Origin of the sequence: Cellulomonas sp. URHE0023 (assembly GCF_000688475.1) — a bacterium.
Classification (GTDB): Bacteria; Actinomycetota; Actinomycetes; order Actinomycetales; family Cellulomonadaceae; genus Cellulomonas.
Genome location: NZ_JIAN01000005.1, coordinates 758,811 through 774,929 on the forward strand (window position 1 = coordinate 758,811; position 16,119 = coordinate 774,929).

Genomic DNA, 16,119 nt, shown 5'->3' on the forward strand with positions numbered 1-16,119 from the left:
ACAGGCGTGGATCGATGCGATCGAGAGCCGCGTGGGCCATGATCGACGCAGGCGAAGGGGCATGCCTTCTCCAGGTGTGCGGCACGAGCGCGTCGCACCGATCGTGTGGCTCGTACCGACGCGAGGGCTGAGATGGCACTGGTACTGGTAGCGGACGACGACGAGGACATCCGTGACCTGGTCTCCTTCAAGCTGGAACAGCTCGGGGTCGACGTGGTCAGCGCGGCGGACGGCTCGGCCGCGCTCGCGGCGGTGCGGGAGCGGCGGCCGGACATCGCGGTCCTCGACATCTCGATGCCGGGCCTGTCCGGGATCGACGTCTGCCGGGCGATCCGAGCGGAGCCTGACCTGTCGGCCACACGAGTCATCCTGCTGACGGCCCGGGCCCAGGAGAGCGACGTCGAGGCAGGGTTCTCGGCCGGCGCGGACGACTACGTGACCAAGCCCTTCAGCCCGCGCGAGCTGGTCTCCCGCATACAGACGCTGCTCGCTCGCGCGCAGCCATGACCAACCGAGCCCGTCCGCGCAGCGTCGCCGGGATCCTGCGACGGGCCTTCACGGCCGTCATCGGCATCCTCTTCCTGGGCGGCACGGCCGCGGTGGTCGCGGCGCTGGTGGTGTACCGCGCCGGGGACGAGCAGCTCAAGCAGATCGTCGACGTCCGTACCGCCAACCTGGACGTGCGACGAGCCCTGACCGGTGCCGAGATCGCCATGGACAACTACGTGCTCACGGGCTCCTCCGACGACCTGGAACATGCGGCGGCCGCGGAGCTCGCATACGGGTTCGCCATCGAGGAGCTCCGGCATGTCTCCTTCCCTGAGGACCTCCCGTACGTCCGGGAGCTCGCCGATGCGGCCGACGCGTGGTGGCACCAGTCCCACCTCATCGCGAGGGCCGCGCCCGACACGCTCCCCACCGAGGTCTACGTCGAGTCGAACTCCCTCTACCGGGCTGCACTCGACGCGAGCGTCACCATCGACGAGCGGGTGACCGCGCGAAGCAGGGACGTCATCGCCGGCTTCGACACGCTCAACATCCAGCGGGTCGCATCGCTGGCCGCGCTCATCATCGTGGCCGCCCTGCTCACGGTCCTGATCGGCACCCGCACGTCCAAGCAGATCACGGTGCCGCTGGCGGCGATCGCCGGCGAGATCGACGCTCTGCGACGTGGGGACTTCGAGCCGCGGATCGACGTGCGGGGAATGCCGTTGGAGATCGCCCACCTGGCCGCCACGACGAACCTGCGCGCCGACGAGCTCGCACAGACCCGCGAGCTCGACGACGCGTTCCAGCACCTCAGCATCGAGCTGCGGCTCCCCGCGACCCCGGACGAGCTGCTCGAGCGCGCGGCCGCCGGTTTCGGACGGATCTTCACCCTGGCTGACGTCACCATCCTGGTCTACCCCGACGCAGACAACCCCGTGGCGCACGTCGTCAGCTGGGACCACGCCGGCCGGACCAGGCATGTGCGCGAGCAGGTCACCACCGACGCGTACCTGCCGCACCAGATGCCCGCTCACGACCCCGACGCGGTCGACCCGCAGCTCGGTGTCGCGCTCCTGCGAGCGCACGTGTCCGGCAAGAACCTCAGCATCCCGATCTCGGAGCGCTCGGCGCTCGTGGGCACGGTCATCCTCGTGGGCGGGGACCGAGGGGTGTGGCGGCCGTTCGAGGTCCAGTTCGCCGAGCGCCTGGCTGCTGACCTCGGACGAGCCCTGGGACGGGCCCGGCACTTCGAGCAGGAGCAGAAGCTGGTCAGCCAGCTGAAGGAGCTCGACGCCGCCAGGACGGAGTTCATCTCCACCGTCTCGCACGAGCTGCGAACACCGCTCACGAGCATCAAGGGATTCGCAGAGATCCTGGCCGACGAGGAGGCCGGGCCGATCACCCCGCGTCAGCGCAAGATGCTGGGGACCATCGAACGCAACGTGGTTCGGCTGCAGGGGATGATCGAGAACCTGCTCACCATGTCCCGGCTCGAGCTCGGCTCTGCGCAGACCGAGATGCGGCCCGTCGACCTCGGCAATGTCGTCGAGAGCACGAGGGCGACCTTCGAGCCCGCCGCCGCGAGCGCCGACGTGAACCTTGCGTACGAGGTGCGCGGCCCCGTGCGCATCAACGGCGACGAGCTCTCCCTGGACCGGGTCATCATCAACCTCGTCTCCAACGCCATCAAGTTCACTCCGCACGGCGGCGCGGTCACCGTCCTGCTCCACTCGACGGACGGCGAGGCGGTCCTCGTCGTCAAGGACACGGGGATCGGAATCCCGGCCGAGGACCAGGACAAGGTGTTCGGGCGGTTCTTCCGTGCCGGCAACGCACTGGACCGCGTGGTGGCGGGAACGGGCATCGGGCTGGCCATCGTCTCCACGATCGTCGAGCAGCACCTGGGCACCGTGTCGCTGACCTCCGAGGTCGGGCACGGGACGACAGTGACGGTGCGCCTGCCCCTCCTCGAGGATCGGGAGCTGTCGCGGCCACCGGCCGCCACGGACCGGCGATGACCCCGATCGACTTCCTGACCTGGATGATCATCGCGCTGGCTGGACTGATCGCGATGCTCAGCGTTGTCCTCGTCGTTGCTCGGCTACGCCGGAACCTGCGGGAGCGCCGTCAGGCAGAGCTCCGCAAGGAGCCCCGGCGACTTCTCCTCGAGCTGGTCGCCGATCCCGAGGACGAGGCGGTCACCCGGCTGCTCGCCGTGCCGGAGAAGGCCTGGCTGGCGCTGGAGCCGCTCGCCGTCGGGATGCTCGGCAAGGTGCGTGGCGAGGCGCGGGACTCCCTGGCGCGTGTGTTCGAGGAACGCGGAGTGGTCGAGACGGCACTGGCCGGCCTACGGCACCGCTCACCCGAGACGCGCGCCCGGGCCGCCCAGACGCTCGGCTACCTCGCACGGGCGGACACCGCGGAGCCCGTCTGCGGCCTGCTGGCCGATCCCGAGCCCTACGTCCGGGTCGTGGCTGCGCGCGCCCTCGGTGCACTGGGGAGTGCGGACGCCGCCGGCCCGCTGCTCGACTCGCTGGAGCACGACGTGCCCGCCCAGGTCGTCGCGGCAGCCCTAGGACGTCTGGGGTCCGACGCCCTGCCCGTGCTGCACACGGCGCTGGACGCACCACAGCCTCGGACGCGGGCTACCGCGGTCGAGGCGCTCGCGCTGATCCGCTCCACCGCCTCCGTGGAGCCGCTCTCGGCGGTCCTGGCTCACGACGACACGCTGGACGTCAGGACGTCGGCCGCGCTGGCGCTGGGACGGATCGGCCAGCGCGCAGTGGTCGCACCGCTGCTGCTGGCGACCGACGACGCGAACCCCGAGGCCCTGCGCGCAGCGGCTGCTCGGGCGATCGGGACGACCGGCGCGACCTCGGCGGCCGCCGCGTTGGCCGTCCTGGTCGACGACAGCGACCAGCGCGTCGCGCACGAAGCCGCCCAGGCGCTCCGGCGGATCGGACCGGCCGGGGTGCTCGCGCTCGAGCAGATCGTCGGTCCCATGAGCGACGACGGCAGGGCTCGGCAAGGCACCGGGCCGGCCCACGCGCGCGAAGCGCTGACACTCGCGCGGCTCGACCTGGACAGGCGATGACTGCCGTGGTCGACGTTGCATCATGGCTGCTCGAGCTTGCGAACCAGCTCATCCTCGTGTTCTTCGTCGCCGTCAACACGAGCTACCTGGTGCTGATCACCCTGGCCGCGGGCGAGTTCACCCGGCACATCCGCCGCACGCCCGTCGCAGGCGCCGAGGACCTGTTCCGCAGCCCACTGGCACCGTCCGTGTCGCTCGTCGTCCCCGCGTTCAACGAAGGACCCGTCATCGTGACGTCGGTCCAGGCCATGCTCGCCCTGCGGTACCCCCGCTTCGAGGTGCTCGTGGTCGACGACGGCTCCACGGACGACACGTTCGACGCACTCCGCGACGCATTCGACCTGGTGGAGATCCCGCACGTGCAGCCGACGGGGCTCGACTACCGAGGCGAGGTCCGTTCGGTGCACGTCGCTCGGAACGCCCCGGACGGGCTACGCGTGGTCCGCAAGACCAACGGCGGCAAGGCGGATGCGCTGAACGTCGGGATCGCGATGGCCGGTCAGGACCTCGTGTGCGTGGTCGACGCCGACTCGGTCCTCGACAACGACGCACTTCTCTCGCTCGTGAAGCCGTACGCCGACGACCCCACGCGCGTTGTCGCCGTCGGCGGCGTGGTGCGGATCGCCAACGGTTCACGCATCGAGGCGGGACGTGTGGTCGACGTCCGGATGCCACGCCAGTGGCTGGTCCAGATCCAGATCGTGGAGTACCTGCGCGCCTTCCTCACCGGCAGGACCGGGTGGTCGCGGCTGGGCAGCCTCGTGGTGATCTCCGGGGCCTGCGGACTCTTCCGGAGGGACGTCGTCCTGGAGATCGGCGGCATGGAGCTCGACACCGTCGGCGAGGACGCCGAGCTGGTGGTCCGGCTGCACCGCCGGCTGCGTGAGGCCGGACGCGAGTACCGGATCGTCTTCGCAGCCGAGCCGGTCGCCTGGACCGAGGCGCCCGACAGCATGCGCATCCTGGGCCGCCAACGGCGGCGCTGGCACCGGGGCCTCACCGAGATGCTCATGCGGCATCGACGGATGATCGGCAATCCCCGCTACGGGCGGCTCGGCATGATGGCGCTGCCCTACTACCTGCTGTTCGAGCTCGTCGCACCGTTCGTCGAGGTCGTCGCCGTCGTCCTCCTGCCGGTCAGCCTCCTGCTGGGCATCATCGACACGCAGTTCGCGCTGCGATTCCTGCTTGCCGCCTACGGCTACGGGATCCTGGTCACGCTGTGCGCGGTGGTCCTCGAGGAGGCGTCGTTCGCCCGCTACCGGCGGTGGACCGACCTGGGGCGCACGCTCCTCGCGGCGGTGCTGGAGAACTTCGGGTACCGCCAGGTCCTCGCCGCCTTCCAGGTCCAGGGCACCTGGCAGGCGCTGAGGGGCAAGCGCGGTGGCTGGGGAACGATGACCCGCGTCGGATACGACGCCACCACACGTCGACGCCGCCCCACCCGGACGGCCGCGCTGCTCGCGGCGTCGGCCACCGTCGTCGTGGCTGCGCTGGCCTTCGTCGTCGTGAATCCTCTGGCCTCGGGCGACGACGAGCCGGAGCCCGAGGCGACGATCGCGCTGCTCGGTGCGCAGGACCTGCCCGACGCTCCACCGGCGGGCTCGTCCTGGGCCCCGAACCCGGTCGCAGTCGGCGGCCTGCAGGTCAACGCCCAGGCCGGCGCGACGGGGTTCTTCCTCCACACCGTGGGGGCCGAGCGCACCTTCCTTCCCGGGGTCGACGTCGGCGCCTCCACGCCCGGCCACCAGCCCGGTGAGCTCACGCTCGACGCGTCCGACTACCAACGGTGGTTCGACCTGATGGGGCGGATGGGCATCCGTGTCATCCGCAACTACACGATCCACCCGCCGGCGTTCTACACCCAGCTCGCTGCACACAACCAGGCCTGGCCCGATCAACCGCTCTACCTCGTCCAAGGGGTCTACCTGCCGGACGAGCTTTCCTACGTGCGGTCCGGCAACCTCTACGACCCGGCCGCTACCGACGCCTTCGACGCCGAGCTGCGGGACGCCTCCGCAGCGGTGTCCGGCGACCTGGTGCGCGAGCCGTCTCCGGGCAGAGCGAGCGGCACCTGGACCACGGACGTCAGCCCGTGGCTGATCGGCTGGATCATCGGCGTCGAGTGGGACGGGACGGCCGTCAGTGCGAGCGACGCGCTGAACCACGACGCCCCCGCCGGAGGTGGTGAGTTCTTCGGGAGCACACCGGACGCGAGCCCGACGGAGCGGTGGCTGGCCGCACGCATGAACGGGCTCGCCGCCCAGGAGGTGGCGCGCGGCCGCAGCTCCCCGCTCGCGTTCGTCAACTGGCCGACGACCGACCCGTTGGCACACCCCACCGAACCGAACGTGCTCGAGGACCTCGTCGGGATCGACGCCGAGCACGTGCTCCCCACAGCAGCCTGGCCGGGCGGGACCTTCGCGAGCTACCACGCGTACCCGTACTACCCGGACTTCCTGCGACTCGACACGGGCAGCGCCGACCCGTACGCGGCGTACCTCGCCACGCTGCGCGACCACCACCGGCAGATGCCGGTCGTGGTGAGCGAGTTCGGCGTCCCGTCGTCGATCGGGAGCGCCCACAGCGCCGCGCTCGGCCGTTCCCAGGGCGACCACAGCGAGCAGGAGTCGATGGTGATGGACGCGGACATGCTTCGCCTGATCCGAGCGCAGGGCCTCGCCGGCGGCTTCGTGTTCTCCTGGACCGACGAGTGGTTCAAGGCGACCTGGAACACCGAGAACCACCAGCTTCCGCCCGGGCGACGCCCCTTCTGGCACGACCAGCTGACCAACGAGCAGTACTTCGGGATCATCGCCACCGACCCGCTCGGGCCGGCCGGCGGTCTGCCCACCGCCCTTCCGGTGGACGGCTCGGGGCCTGCCGACGGGGCGTGGTGGTGGGTCGACGAGAGCTACCTGCACCTGACGATCGGCCTGTCGTCGGACGACGCGCACCAGCTCACCGTCGGTCTGGACCCGCTGCCCGAGCTCACGGGCGAACCCCCGCCTGGCAGCCAAGACCGCCGTGCCGACACCGCGTTCACCCTGGACCCCGGCACCCAGGCCGGCCAGGCCTGGATCCGCCGGGAGCTCGACCCACTCCCCCTGGACTACGCCGTGCCGTCGGAGGCCCGTGACGCGAGCGTTCCCGGCTGGCTGCCGTACGAGCTCGTGATCAGCCGCGCACTGGAGGTGCCCGGCGTCGGCCCCCGACCGGTCGAGCTGTTCAACGCGGGCGCCCTCCGGTACGGCACGTTCGACCCCACCGACCCCGGCTTCGACAGCCGGGCGACCTGGCGCGTCGACGAGTCGGACCTGGAGCTGCGCATCCCCTGGGGACTTGCCGGCTTCAGCGATCCGTCCACCTCGCACGTGCTCGTACCCGACGGCACCACCCCGCAGTCGCAGACGAGCCCAGGGATCACCGTGGTGCTCTCCGCCGGAGGAGTGGACCAGACGCTCGGGACGATCCCGGCCCAGCAGTGGGACGACGTCCGGTACGCCGAGCGGTTGAAGGGGTCCTCGGATGCTCTTCGCCTTGCGTTCATGGAGACAGGAGGATGAGCCTCCCGACCTCTCGACGAGCGGCAGCGGCTCGACGCACCTAACCTTCCGGGCATGCGCCCGCTCCCCGTCCGCCGCCGCGCGCTCACGCGTGCAGCCGTGTTCGGGATCGCCTTCACCGTTCCGGTCGCCCTGCTCGCCTACCTGGTGCGCGCCCAGGTCACCGGCGTCCTGCGGCTCGACCACCAGGCGATCCTCGCCGCCACCGACGTCACCCGGGAGCACCCCGAGCTGCGGCACGCACTGCTCGTCTGGCAGGAGCTCTTCCAGGCACGGTGGCTCAACCTTGCGGCGACGCTGGTGTGCGTATGGGTCTGGCGCCGGCACGGCCTGACCACGCGCGCGCTCTGGGCCTTCCTCACGATCATGGCCGCCTGGGGGCTCCAGCTCGGCGCGAAAGGGCTGGTGCAGCGCACGCGCCCGGTGGTCGAGGACGCCGTCGCGCACGCCCCGGGATCGAGCTTCCCGTCCGGGCACGCGACCAACACCGCTGCCGTGGCCGTCACCGTGACCTTGCTGGTCTGGCCCTTGCTCGGCCCGCGTGGACGGATCGTCGTGCCGGTCGTCGCCACCACGTGCGTCCTGCTCACCGGACTCGACCGGGTCATGCTCGGCGTGCACTTTCCTTCCGACGTTGTCGCCGGGTTCGCACTCGGGACCGCCCTCGCGGGCGCGTCCTACCTGGGCTACAGCGGCTGGTCCGCAGTCACCGACGAGAGGCCCTGATGCACACCTTCCTGCACCGCTACGAGCTCGACTCGTCCGCCCCGACCGGTCGAGCGGCGCTCCGCGACATCGGCGTCCGGGTCCTCGCGCCCGCGGTCGCCCTGTGGGTGGTCGTCGTCGCTGTCGGCCTGCTCATCGTCGGGCCGCTGGACGATCTGCCGGGCGAGCAGGATGTGAACCGTTGGTTCGAGTCGATCCGGACACCCGCACTGAACTCGGTCACCGCGGTGCTCTCGGCGATCGGCACCACCGAGTTCATCATCGGCGCGTGCCTGCTGTTCGTCGCCCTGTTCTGGTGGCGGACGAAGCAGTGGTGGCTCGCGATCGTGCCGCCGCAGGCGATCGCGGTGCAGGCGATCGTCTTCATGACCGCGGCGCTCGTGGTCGGGCGCGAGCGTCCCGACGTCGAGCACCTGGACGACTCACCCCCGACGTCGGCGTACCCCAGCGGGCACACCGGCGCCTCGACCGCGTTCTACGTCACGCTCGCGATGGTGGCGCAACGGATCCGCAACCCGATCCTGCGCGCCGTCGTGACCGTCCTCTGCCTCCTCGTCCCTCTGGGCGTCGGCACCGCTCGCCTGTACCGCGGGATGCACCACCCCACCGACGTGCTCATGGGGTTCCTCAACGGGCTGGTGTGCGCGTTCCTGGCGTGGAACTACCTGCGACGGGACACCTCGGGGGGACGGGGAGGACCCGCTCAGGTCCCCTCGATCACCTCGACGGCACGCTGAGCGCTGTCGTGCTCGCGAGGTTGCTGCTCACCTGGTGCCAGTAGCCCCAGAACCCTGCGATGCAGACGCGCGAGTCGTCGCCTTCCTGAGGGCACGGACCCGCGACGCAGGACGGTTCGTCGGGGCCGTGGTGCTCGTCGTCGCTCGACGGCTCGCCGACGAGCGCCCCGAGCCACTCCATCGTCGCGTCACAGACGCTCAGCTCTCCGAGGGGCGCCGTGGTGCGCAGCGGGAAGTCGTAGAGGAACTGCACCGGGACGACCAGATCGGCGTCCTGCTCCACCGCGAGCTGGACCACACCACGTGGCGTCAGCTTCTCGCGCAGTCGGGCGGCCAGGTCGGGGAACCGGTCGAGCGCCTCGCTGAGGTCCTCCCAGACCGGCCGACCGGCTCGGGCGAGCGCAACCAGGTGGGTCGCCACGTACTGGGGATCCCCGAGCGCGGCCCAGTTCCACGAGTGCCACGTGACCGCACCCTGCACGTAGGGCTCGCGCGTGACCCACGTGACCTCGTCGATCGCGACCCGGACGGCATCGACGAAGGCGGACACCCGGTACGACGGGAGATACACCTGCGCGGCCTCGATGCCGTCCTCGTCCGCCAGCAGGAACGAGAAGCCCTGCATCCCGGCGCCGCCGCCACTGGCGCAGAGCGCGAGCGTGGCCGTGTCGAGCCCTGCGAGGGCCGCCGGAGCCGCGAGGTCCTCGACGAGCTGGAACGTCGTCTGGGCCGACGACTCCGTGTCGCCCTCACCGACGACGACGGTGACCTGCTCGACGTGGACGACGACCCCACGGACTGCCAGCACGCACCGCACCCGCCAGTCGCCCGGGTGGTCCGGTGCCTGGAGCGCGAAGTAGAGGCGGCGTGAGTCGCCGTTGCCGACCGGGCCACGGCCCGCGGGGCGCGTCACGGCGAACGGTCCGTCCGGCGAGATGCGCAGCTGGCCGGACGGCTGGCTCTCGAGCGGCTCGTCGCCGGACGCGTCAGGGAGCACGACGACGTCGATCAGCTCGCGAGGGGTCCGCTTCGGGAGCGAGAACCGAGGCAAGGGCGCGGGAGCGTCGTCGTCCGGCTGCTGCGGCCCCACACTGACGGAGAACCAGATGTGGCTCCCCGGCTCGACCCACGGCTGGTGCTCGGCCGGGCCCGTGGCGGCGAGGATGGCGACGTTGACGCGAGGACCCGCGGGCGGCTGGTACATCGGCAGGGCCGCGGCACGCCGTCGAGGACGAAGTCCGCGAAAGAGCGACAGTCGCTCGAGGATCGAGCGCTCAGATCCCGTTTCGGCGTGCGCGCTCTCCCACGCCTGACGGTCGTGAATGTCCCATTCGAGGGCTTCGGTGTTGGCCGTGAACTCCTTCAGATGCCAGAACGCGTCGCCGTCGAGAACTATCCCGAGAATCCTGTGAGCAGCGCGCACGACGTCGATACCCGCGTGCGTGGCCGGTCCGGCCAGTTCCGGGTCGCGGTACATCCGGCGGTCGAGCAGTCGCGCCACCGCAGACGCCACGTCGTCGGCCGAGGCCACACCGAGTGCCACGAGGAACGCATCGACCGATTCGCCGAAGATCCGCGCGTCCGAGGGGCCGTAGGGCTCATCTCGTTCCGGCCCGCGCAGCAGGACGTCGAGGCCGAGCTCCGGCCACGTCCCCCGCAGGGAGACGCGCAGGCTCCGCAGCGCCGTGACCCACTCGCGCTCGACGAGAGTCGACGGAAGCTCCATGTCCCAGGATTCGTCGAGGGCGCGGACGGCCGCGTCACGGAGCATCTCCAGAACATCGCGCTGAGCGACCACCCTGGGCTCCTTTCCTCGTCGACAGGCCCGGCGACATTACCCATCGGCACATGCGCTCGAACTCACGGCGACGGGCGAAATGATCGGGCAAACCATCGACGATCGGGCCGTACCAGCCCAGACTCAGCGGGTGAACTGCAGCACGCCCCGTGTCGTGGAACGACCGAACCCCGCGTGAGAGCCCGGATCGGGCTCTCACGCGGGGTTCGTCTCAACTCAGGTGCCGCTCGCATGACATCCGCCCGAGCGCTCACACCGCAAGCCGCTGACCTGCCCTCCGCGCCGGCCGACGGGACTGGTCCGGAGGGCCGACGTCAACTAGCGCGACACGTAGTCGAACCTGTAGACGGTCTTGTTGATGTCCCAGACGCCGGGCAGGACCTGCGGGACGACGCCGTAGCACGACCTCGTGATCCGGACGCCGCCGTGGAGCTCGTAGGAGCCCTGGATGCTCAGGCAGGTGGCCTTCGTGGCGTACGTGGGGCTGGTCGCGGCCGAGGCCGACGTGGCAAGCACCCCGCCCGTCGCCGTGACAGCGAGCGCGGCGACCGCAAAACCCCGTACCAGGTGCCGACGAACCGCTGGGGTGTGTGCCATGGGACTCTCCTTCTCGGCCTCGACGACCGACGAGTGATTCAAGCGACGGGGGATCGTAGCAACCGAGTTGCCCTGGTTTGGGGCGAACGGAGGGTCGCGCGGCCCGAAGATCGCCTGCAGTGCAGCAGGGGGCCACGGATCCAACCGCCGAGCTCGGCCGCCGCGATCTGAACCACACGATGGTCGCGCGTCTCCTCGTGCGCGGTGGTCGTACGACGGCGTCGCGGGGGCCGCTCGAGCAGCAGAACGAGATGCAGCGCCGGGCCTCGACCTGTGACTGGCCCGAGATTGGCCGCGTTGTCGGATAGCGACAACGTGCCGATTCTGATCGGTTTCAGGCCCTGGCGACGGCTGGCGGCTCCCCCCGATGAGATAGCACTGGCTATCTCCGCGAGGAGGCGGCGTGCGATCGACTTCTGGCAACCGGACTGTGGTGCCCGCTGGCGCCATGTGTGGACGCCTTCTCGCCAGCCCTTGCCGCGAGGCTGGATGCCCCTACGATCAGCGCGAAGCACCACGTCAGGCGGTTCTCGCGAGCGACGGCGTCCAGCGCCGCAAGGAGGCACGATGACCCCGGATCAGAGGGCGGCGGAGGTTCGAGCGTTCGAGGCGGCGGCGAAGCTGAAGCTTGGCACGTGGGAGAGCGTCGAGTCAGCTGCGATCCTTGCCCTCGCCTGCCCGTCGAATGGCGAGAGTCAGCGGCTGCTCGCGTCCGCCGGGACCGCGGCCGAAGGGTTGAAGGCCGGCAACTGGGAGAGTGTGCGCGCCTTGGCCTGGCTGGCGAAGGCGCGTCGCGAGTTGGGCTGAGACCCGAGGCAACTCCCTCTTCGTCGACGTCCCGGCGCGGGTGCGGCGGCCAAGCACGGAGCAACGGGAACGACGAAGGGCCCCAGATCCGCGTGATCATGCGGGTGGGGCCCTTCGGGTGGCGGTAGCGGTGGGATTTGAACCCACGGTGGACTTTCACCCACACACGCTTTCGAGGCGTGCTCCTTAGGCCGCTCGGACACGCTACCTCGGAGAGAACGGTACCCGGTGAAGTGCCCTACGTCCGAATCGGCCTCGCCCGTGGCCCCGAGTCGGGTCCGGGTGACCGCGCCCGGAGCCCGTCGTACCGTGGACCGATGAGCACGAGCGACGCCGTCCCGATGACCGCCGGGTCGCTGGCGGACGTGCTGGACGTGCTCTCGGGCCACCGGTTGGCGGTGCTGACGGGCGCGGGGGTGTCGACGGACTCCGGGATCCCCGACTACCGCGGGCCGGACTCGCCGCCGCGCACCCCGATGACGTTCCAGCAGTTCACCGGGGACGAGAGGTTCCGCCGGCACTACTGGGCGCGCAACCACGTCGGCTGGAGGCACGTGCACCGGACGATCCCGAACGCCGGGCACAGGGCTCTCGCGGCCCTGGAGCACCGCGGTGTCATCACCGGGCTGATCACGCAGAACGTGGACCTGCTGCACGAGGCGGCGGGCAGCCGGCACGTGATCGACCTGCACGGGCGCTACGACCGCGTCCGTTGCCTGTCCTGCGGAACGGTGATCTCCCGCGCCGAGCTCGCCACGCGGCTCGACCTGCTCAACCCCGGGTTCGCCGAGGCGGTCGCCGACATCGAGATCGCACCCGACGCCGACGCGGTCATCGAGCAGACGAGCCACTTCGTCGTCGCGGACTGTGCGGTGTGCGGCGGGATGCTGAAGCCGGACATCGTCTACTTCGGCGAGAACGTGCCACGGGAGCGCGTGGAACGCGCGTACGCGATGGTCGACGCCGGGGACGCGCTCCTGGTCGCGGGCTCGTCACTGACGGTCCAGTCGGGGCTGCGGTTCGTGCGGCACGCGGCTCAGACAGGCAAGCCGGTCGTCGTCGTGAACCGCGGAGCGACGCGGGGAGACAAGTACGCGACGGTGACGATCGACGCGGGCACGTCCGAAACGCTCACGGAGCTGTCTGAGGCGCTGCCGTCGGTCTAGCCGGCTCCAGCCTCACGATGACCGCCTTGGACACGGGCGTGTTGCTCCCGAGCGCGGTGCTCGCGAGGGAGACGAGCACGTTCGCCTCCGGGAAGTAGGCGGCGGCACACCCTCGCGACGTCGGGTAGGCGACGACGCGCTGGTTGCGCAGCCACCGGTCGGGCTCCCCCGGCCACTCGCTCGCGATGTCGACACGGTCACCGTCGGCCAGGCCCAGGTCGAGCAGGTCGTCCGGGTTCACGAGCACCACGTCGCGACCGCCCCGGATACCCCGGTACCGATCGTTGAGGCTGTACATCGTGGTGTTGAACTGGTCGTGCGAGCGGATCGTCTGCAGGATCAGCCGCCCGGGCGGGCACTCGACCGGCACGAGCTCGTTGACCGTGATCATGGCCTTGCCGGTGCTCGTCGCGAAGGTCCGCGAGTCGCGCGGCCCGTTGGGCAGGACGAACCCGCCGCGCCGGCGCACCTGCCTGTTGAAGTCTGCGAAGCCGGGCACGACGTGGGAGATCGACTCCCGGATCGTGTCGTAGTCGCGCTCGAAGCCGGCCCAGTCGATCGGGCCGTCGTCGCCGAGCACCGCCCGAGCGAGGCGCGTGACGATCGAGACCTCCGAGAGCAGGGTGTCCGAGACGGGCGCGACCGCACCGTGGGTCGCGTGCACGGCACAGACCGAGTCCTCGACGGAGAGGAACTGCGGACCGCTCGCCTGCAGGTCGACGTCCGTGCGCCCGAGGGTCGGCAGGATGAGCGCCTCGGCGCCGGTCACCACGTGGGACCGGTTCAGCTTCGTCGACACCTGCACGGTCAGCCCGGTCCCGCGCATCGCCGCCTCGGCCGCGGCGGTGTCCGAGATGGCTGCGACGAGGTTGCCGCCGAGCGCGAACCAGACCTTGATCTCGCCTCGCTGCATCGCCTCGATCGACTGCACGGAGTCCAGCCCGTGGCGGCGCGGCGGCTCGAACGAGAACTCGGCGGCGAGGGCGTCCAGGAAGGCCGCTGGTGGACGCTCCCAGATCCCCATCGTGCGGTCGCCCTGCACGTTGCTGTGGCCGCGGATCGGGGACGCGCCTGCACCGGGCTTGCCGATGTTCCCGCGCAGCAGCAGGAGGTTGACGATCTCCTTGATCGTGTCGACACCCTTGCGGTGCTGGGTGATACCCATCGCCCACGTGATGATCACGCGGTCCGCCGCCAGGTAGCGATCGGCCAGCTCGTCCATCTCCTCCACGGACAGGCCGGTCGCCCGAACGACCTCGTGCGCGTCGAGTGCTGCGAGGTGTGCGCGGAACTCGTCGAGACCGAGCGTGTGGCCGCTGAGGAAGCTGTGGTCCAGGACCGTGCCGGGTGCGCGGTCCTCGGCCTCGATGACCCGGCGTGAGATCCACTGCAGCAGCGCCATGTCCCCGCCGCTGCGGATCTGCAGGAACTGGTCGGCCAGCTCTGTTCCGCGTCCCACCAGCCCGCGCACCGTCTTCGGGTTCTTGAACCGTCGTAGGCCCGCCTCGGGCAGCGGGTTCACCGCGACGATCGCAGCGCCGTTGCGCTTGGCGTCCTCGAGCGCGCCGAGCATGCGCGGATGGTTGGTGCCGGGGTTCTGGCCCATGACGACGATCAGGTCGGCCTTCGCGAAGTCGTCGTAGGCGACCGTCGACTTGCCGATGCCGAGCGTCTCGAGCATCGCGGTGCCGGTGGACTCGTGGCACATGTTCGAGCAGTCGGGCAGGTTGTTGGTGCCGAACGCGCGCACGAACAGCTGGTAGACGAAGGCCGTCTCGTTCGCCGTTCGCCCACTCGTGTAGAACGCGGCCTGGTCAGGCGAGTCCAGAGCGCGGAGCTTGTCGGCGACGAGCCGCAGCGCCCGCTCCCAGGACACGGGCACGTAGTGGTCGGCGTCGGCGGCCTTGTAGACGGGTTCGGTGAGCCGCCCCTGCATGCCCAGCCAGTACTCGGACCTGTCGAGCAGGTCCGTGAGCGAGTGCTCCGCCCAGAACGACGTCGGCACGGTCGCCGGGGTGGCCTCCCAGGTGACCGCCCGCGCACCGTTCTCGCAGAACTCGGCCCGCTTGCGGTGGCCCGGGTCCGGCCACGCGCAGCTCATGCAGTCGAAGCCGTCCTTCTGGTTCACCCGGCTCAGGAGCCTCAGTGAGCGGCTGGGCCCCAGCTCCCCGACCGCGTACGACATCGCGCTGGTCACTCCCGGCAGCCCGGCTGCCCACGACTCGGGGGGCTGGACCGTCATCTCGTCGTAGGACGGATCCTCCACGGGTGGCTTGCGAGGCACTAGACCACCCGGTCCGGACGCGAGTAGACGACCATGGTCGACCCGCGCAGGAACCCGACGAGGGTCAGCCCGGACTCCTGCGCGAGCTCGGCGGCGAGCGACGACGGAGCGGACACGGCTGCCAGGACGGCGATTCCGGCCATGACGGCCTTCTGCACGAGCTCGAAGGACGCGCGTCCCGAGACCATGAGCACCGTCCGGCGCATTGGCAGGTCCGCGTTGGTCAGCGCCCAGCCGACCACCTTGTCGACCGCGTTGTGCCGGCCGACGTCCTCACGCAGCACGAGCAGCTCGCCGTCCTCGGAGAACAGGCCCGCCGCGTGCAGGCCGCCGGTCTTGTCGAACACGTCCTGGTGCGCGCGGAGCCGGTCCGGGAAGGTCGCGAGGAGGTCGGCAGGCACGAGGACGTCGTCGTCCGCGACCGACCAGCGCGAACGCGTGCGCACGGAGTCGATGCTCGCCTTCCCGCACAGCCCGCACGACGACGTCGTCCAGAAGTTCCGTTCGAGGCTCGGGTCGGGCGCGGCCACACCATGGCCGAGCGTCACGTCCAGCACGTTGTAGGTGTTCAGGCCCTCGTCGGTCGCTCCCGCGCAGTACCGCGCAGCGGCGAAGTCGTCGGCCGAACCGACCACGCCCTCGGACACCAGGAAGCCCGCCGCGAGCTCCACGTCGTGGCCCGGCGTCCGCATCGTCACCGCGAGGGGACGCCCCCCTACCCGGATCTCCAGCGGCTCCTCCGCCGCGAGCGTGTCCTCGACCTGACGTGTGCCGCGGCCGACGTCGATCCGCGTCACCCGTCGCCGCACCGCAATCCTCTGCACCACCCGATGCTAGGGCCGGCACGCCCGGCTG

The 16,119-nt window shown here is 70.6% G+C and carries 12 protein-coding genes and 1 tRNA gene; 8 read left to right on the plus strand and 5 right to left on the minus strand.

Going from position 1 to position 16,119, the window contains the following annotated elements; genetic code table 11:
- Positions 1–132: 132 nt before the first annotated feature.
- The 6 genes from N553_RS0103785 to N553_RS0103815 are packed head-to-tail and all read left to right on the plus strand — an operon-like array spanning position 133 to position 8,612.
- Positions 133–507 (plus strand): response regulator transcription factor, encoded by a 375-nt coding sequence (locus N553_RS0103785; protein ID WP_028045432.1) that lies wholly within the window; start codon positions 133–135, stop codon positions 505–507.
- Positions 504–2,507, plus strand: a complete 2,004-nt coding sequence (locus N553_RS24070; RefSeq protein ID WP_051639800.1) for an ATP-binding protein — start codon at positions 504–506, stop codon at positions 2,505–2,507. Before N553_RS0103785 ends, N553_RS24070 begins: the two co-directional genes overlap by 4 nt.
- Complete coding sequence (locus N553_RS24075) at positions 2,504–3,583, plus strand: HEAT repeat domain-containing protein (RefSeq protein ID WP_028045433.1); 1,080 nt, start codon at positions 2,504–2,506, stop codon at positions 3,581–3,583. The genes N553_RS24070 and N553_RS24075 overlap by 4 nt, the downstream gene beginning before the upstream one ends.
- Complete coding sequence (locus tag N553_RS25285; protein WP_197029897.1) at positions 3,580–7,149, plus strand: glycosyltransferase family 2 protein; 3,570 nt, start codon at positions 3,580–3,582, stop codon at positions 7,147–7,149. Before N553_RS24075 ends, N553_RS25285 begins: the two co-directional genes overlap by 4 nt.
- Before the next feature lie 54 nt (positions 7,150–7,203).
- On the plus strand, positions 7,204–7,875 hold the full coding sequence (locus tag N553_RS0103810; protein ID WP_028045434.1) for a phosphatase PAP2 family protein: 672 nt from the start codon (positions 7,204–7,206) through the stop codon (positions 7,873–7,875).
- Positions 7,875–8,612 (plus strand): phosphatase PAP2 family protein, encoded by a 738-nt coding sequence (locus N553_RS0103815; protein ID WP_051639801.1) that lies wholly within the window; start codon positions 7,875–7,877, stop codon positions 8,610–8,612. Before N553_RS0103810 ends, N553_RS0103815 begins: the two co-directional genes overlap by 1 nt.
- On the opposite strand, the gene N553_RS24080 is transcribed toward N553_RS0103815, so the two are convergent.
- Together N553_RS24080 and N553_RS0103825 are read right to left on the minus strand one after the other, a co-directional pair.
- Positions 8,593–10,410 (minus strand): hypothetical protein, encoded by a 1,818-nt coding sequence (locus N553_RS24080; protein WP_051639802.1) that lies wholly within the window; start codon positions 10,408–10,410, stop codon positions 8,593–8,595. The two genes, N553_RS0103815 and N553_RS24080, sit on opposite strands and share 20 nt — an antisense overlap.
- Positions 10,411–10,728: 318 nt before the next feature.
- Positions 10,729–11,007, minus strand: a complete 279-nt coding sequence (locus N553_RS0103825; protein WP_028045436.1) for a hypothetical protein — start codon at positions 11,005–11,007, stop codon at positions 10,729–10,731.
- A 567-nt stretch (positions 11,008–11,574) separates the two neighbouring features.
- On the opposite strand from N553_RS0103825, the gene N553_RS0103835 reads away from it, so the two are divergent.
- Positions 11,575–11,814: a hypothetical protein gene (locus N553_RS0103835; RefSeq protein ID WP_028045438.1), complete on the plus strand. Its 240-nt coding sequence runs from the start codon at positions 11,575–11,577 to the stop codon at positions 11,812–11,814.
- A gap of 119 nt (positions 11,815–11,933) precedes the next feature.
- On the opposite strand, the gene N553_RS0103840 is transcribed toward N553_RS0103835, so the two are convergent.
- Positions 11,934–12,023 (minus strand) — tRNA-Ser (locus N553_RS0103840).
- 108 nt (positions 12,024–12,131) lie between these two features.
- On the opposite strand from N553_RS0103840, the gene N553_RS0103845 reads away from it, so the two are divergent.
- Positions 12,132–12,980 carry an NAD-dependent protein deacetylase gene (locus tag N553_RS0103845; protein ID WP_051639999.1) on the plus strand — a complete coding sequence of 283 codons (849 nt, stop codon included), beginning with the start codon at positions 12,132–12,134 and terminating at the stop codon, positions 12,978–12,980.
- Here the strand turns inward: N553_RS0103845 and N553_RS0103850 are convergent.
- Together N553_RS0103850 and fdhD are read right to left on the minus strand one after the other, a co-directional pair.
- Positions 12,946–15,222, minus strand: a complete 2,277-nt coding sequence (locus tag N553_RS0103850; RefSeq protein ID WP_051640000.1) for an FdhF/YdeP family oxidoreductase — start codon at positions 15,220–15,222, stop codon at positions 12,946–12,948. The genes N553_RS0103845 and N553_RS0103850 overlap by 35 nt on opposite strands.
- A 41-nt stretch (positions 15,223–15,263) precedes the next feature.
- Complete coding sequence (gene fdhD, locus N553_RS0103855) at positions 15,264–16,088, minus strand: formate dehydrogenase accessory sulfurtransferase FdhD (RefSeq protein ID WP_028045441.1); 825 nt, start codon at positions 16,086–16,088, stop codon at positions 15,264–15,266.
- Positions 16,089–16,119 lie beyond the last annotated feature (31 nt).

Coding starts and splice junctions, on each gene's coding strand:
- N553_RS0103785 (WP_028045432.1), top strand. CDS start 133: ATGGCACTGGTACTGGTAGCGGACGACGACGAGGACATCCGTGACCTG.
- N553_RS24070 (WP_051639800.1), top strand. CDS start 504: ATGACCAACCGAGCCCGTCCGCGCAGCGTCGCCGGGATCCTGCGACGG.
- N553_RS24075 (WP_028045433.1), top strand. CDS start 2,504: ATGACCCCGATCGACTTCCTGACCTGGATGATCATCGCGCTGGCTGGA.
- N553_RS25285 (WP_197029897.1), top strand. CDS start 3,580: ATGACTGCCGTGGTCGACGTTGCATCATGGCTGCTCGAGCTTGCGAAC.
- N553_RS0103810 (WP_028045434.1), top strand. CDS start 7,204: ATGCGCCCGCTCCCCGTCCGCCGCCGCGCGCTCACGCGTGCAGCCGTG.
- N553_RS0103815 (WP_051639801.1), top strand. CDS start 7,875: ATGCACACCTTCCTGCACCGCTACGAGCTCGACTCGTCCGCCCCGACC.
- N553_RS0103825 (WP_028045436.1), bottom strand. CDS start 11,007: ATGGCACACACCCCAGCGGTTCGTCGGCACCTGGTACGGGGTTTTGCG.
- N553_RS0103835 (WP_028045438.1), top strand. CDS start 11,575: ATGACCCCGGATCAGAGGGCGGCGGAGGTTCGAGCGTTCGAGGCGGCG.
- N553_RS0103845 (WP_051639999.1), top strand. CDS start 12,132: ATGAGCACGAGCGACGCCGTCCCGATGACCGCCGGGTCGCTGGCGGAC.
- N553_RS0103850 (WP_051640000.1), bottom strand. CDS start 15,222: ATGACGGTCCAGCCCCCCGAGTCGTGGGCAGCCGGGCTGCCGGGAGTG.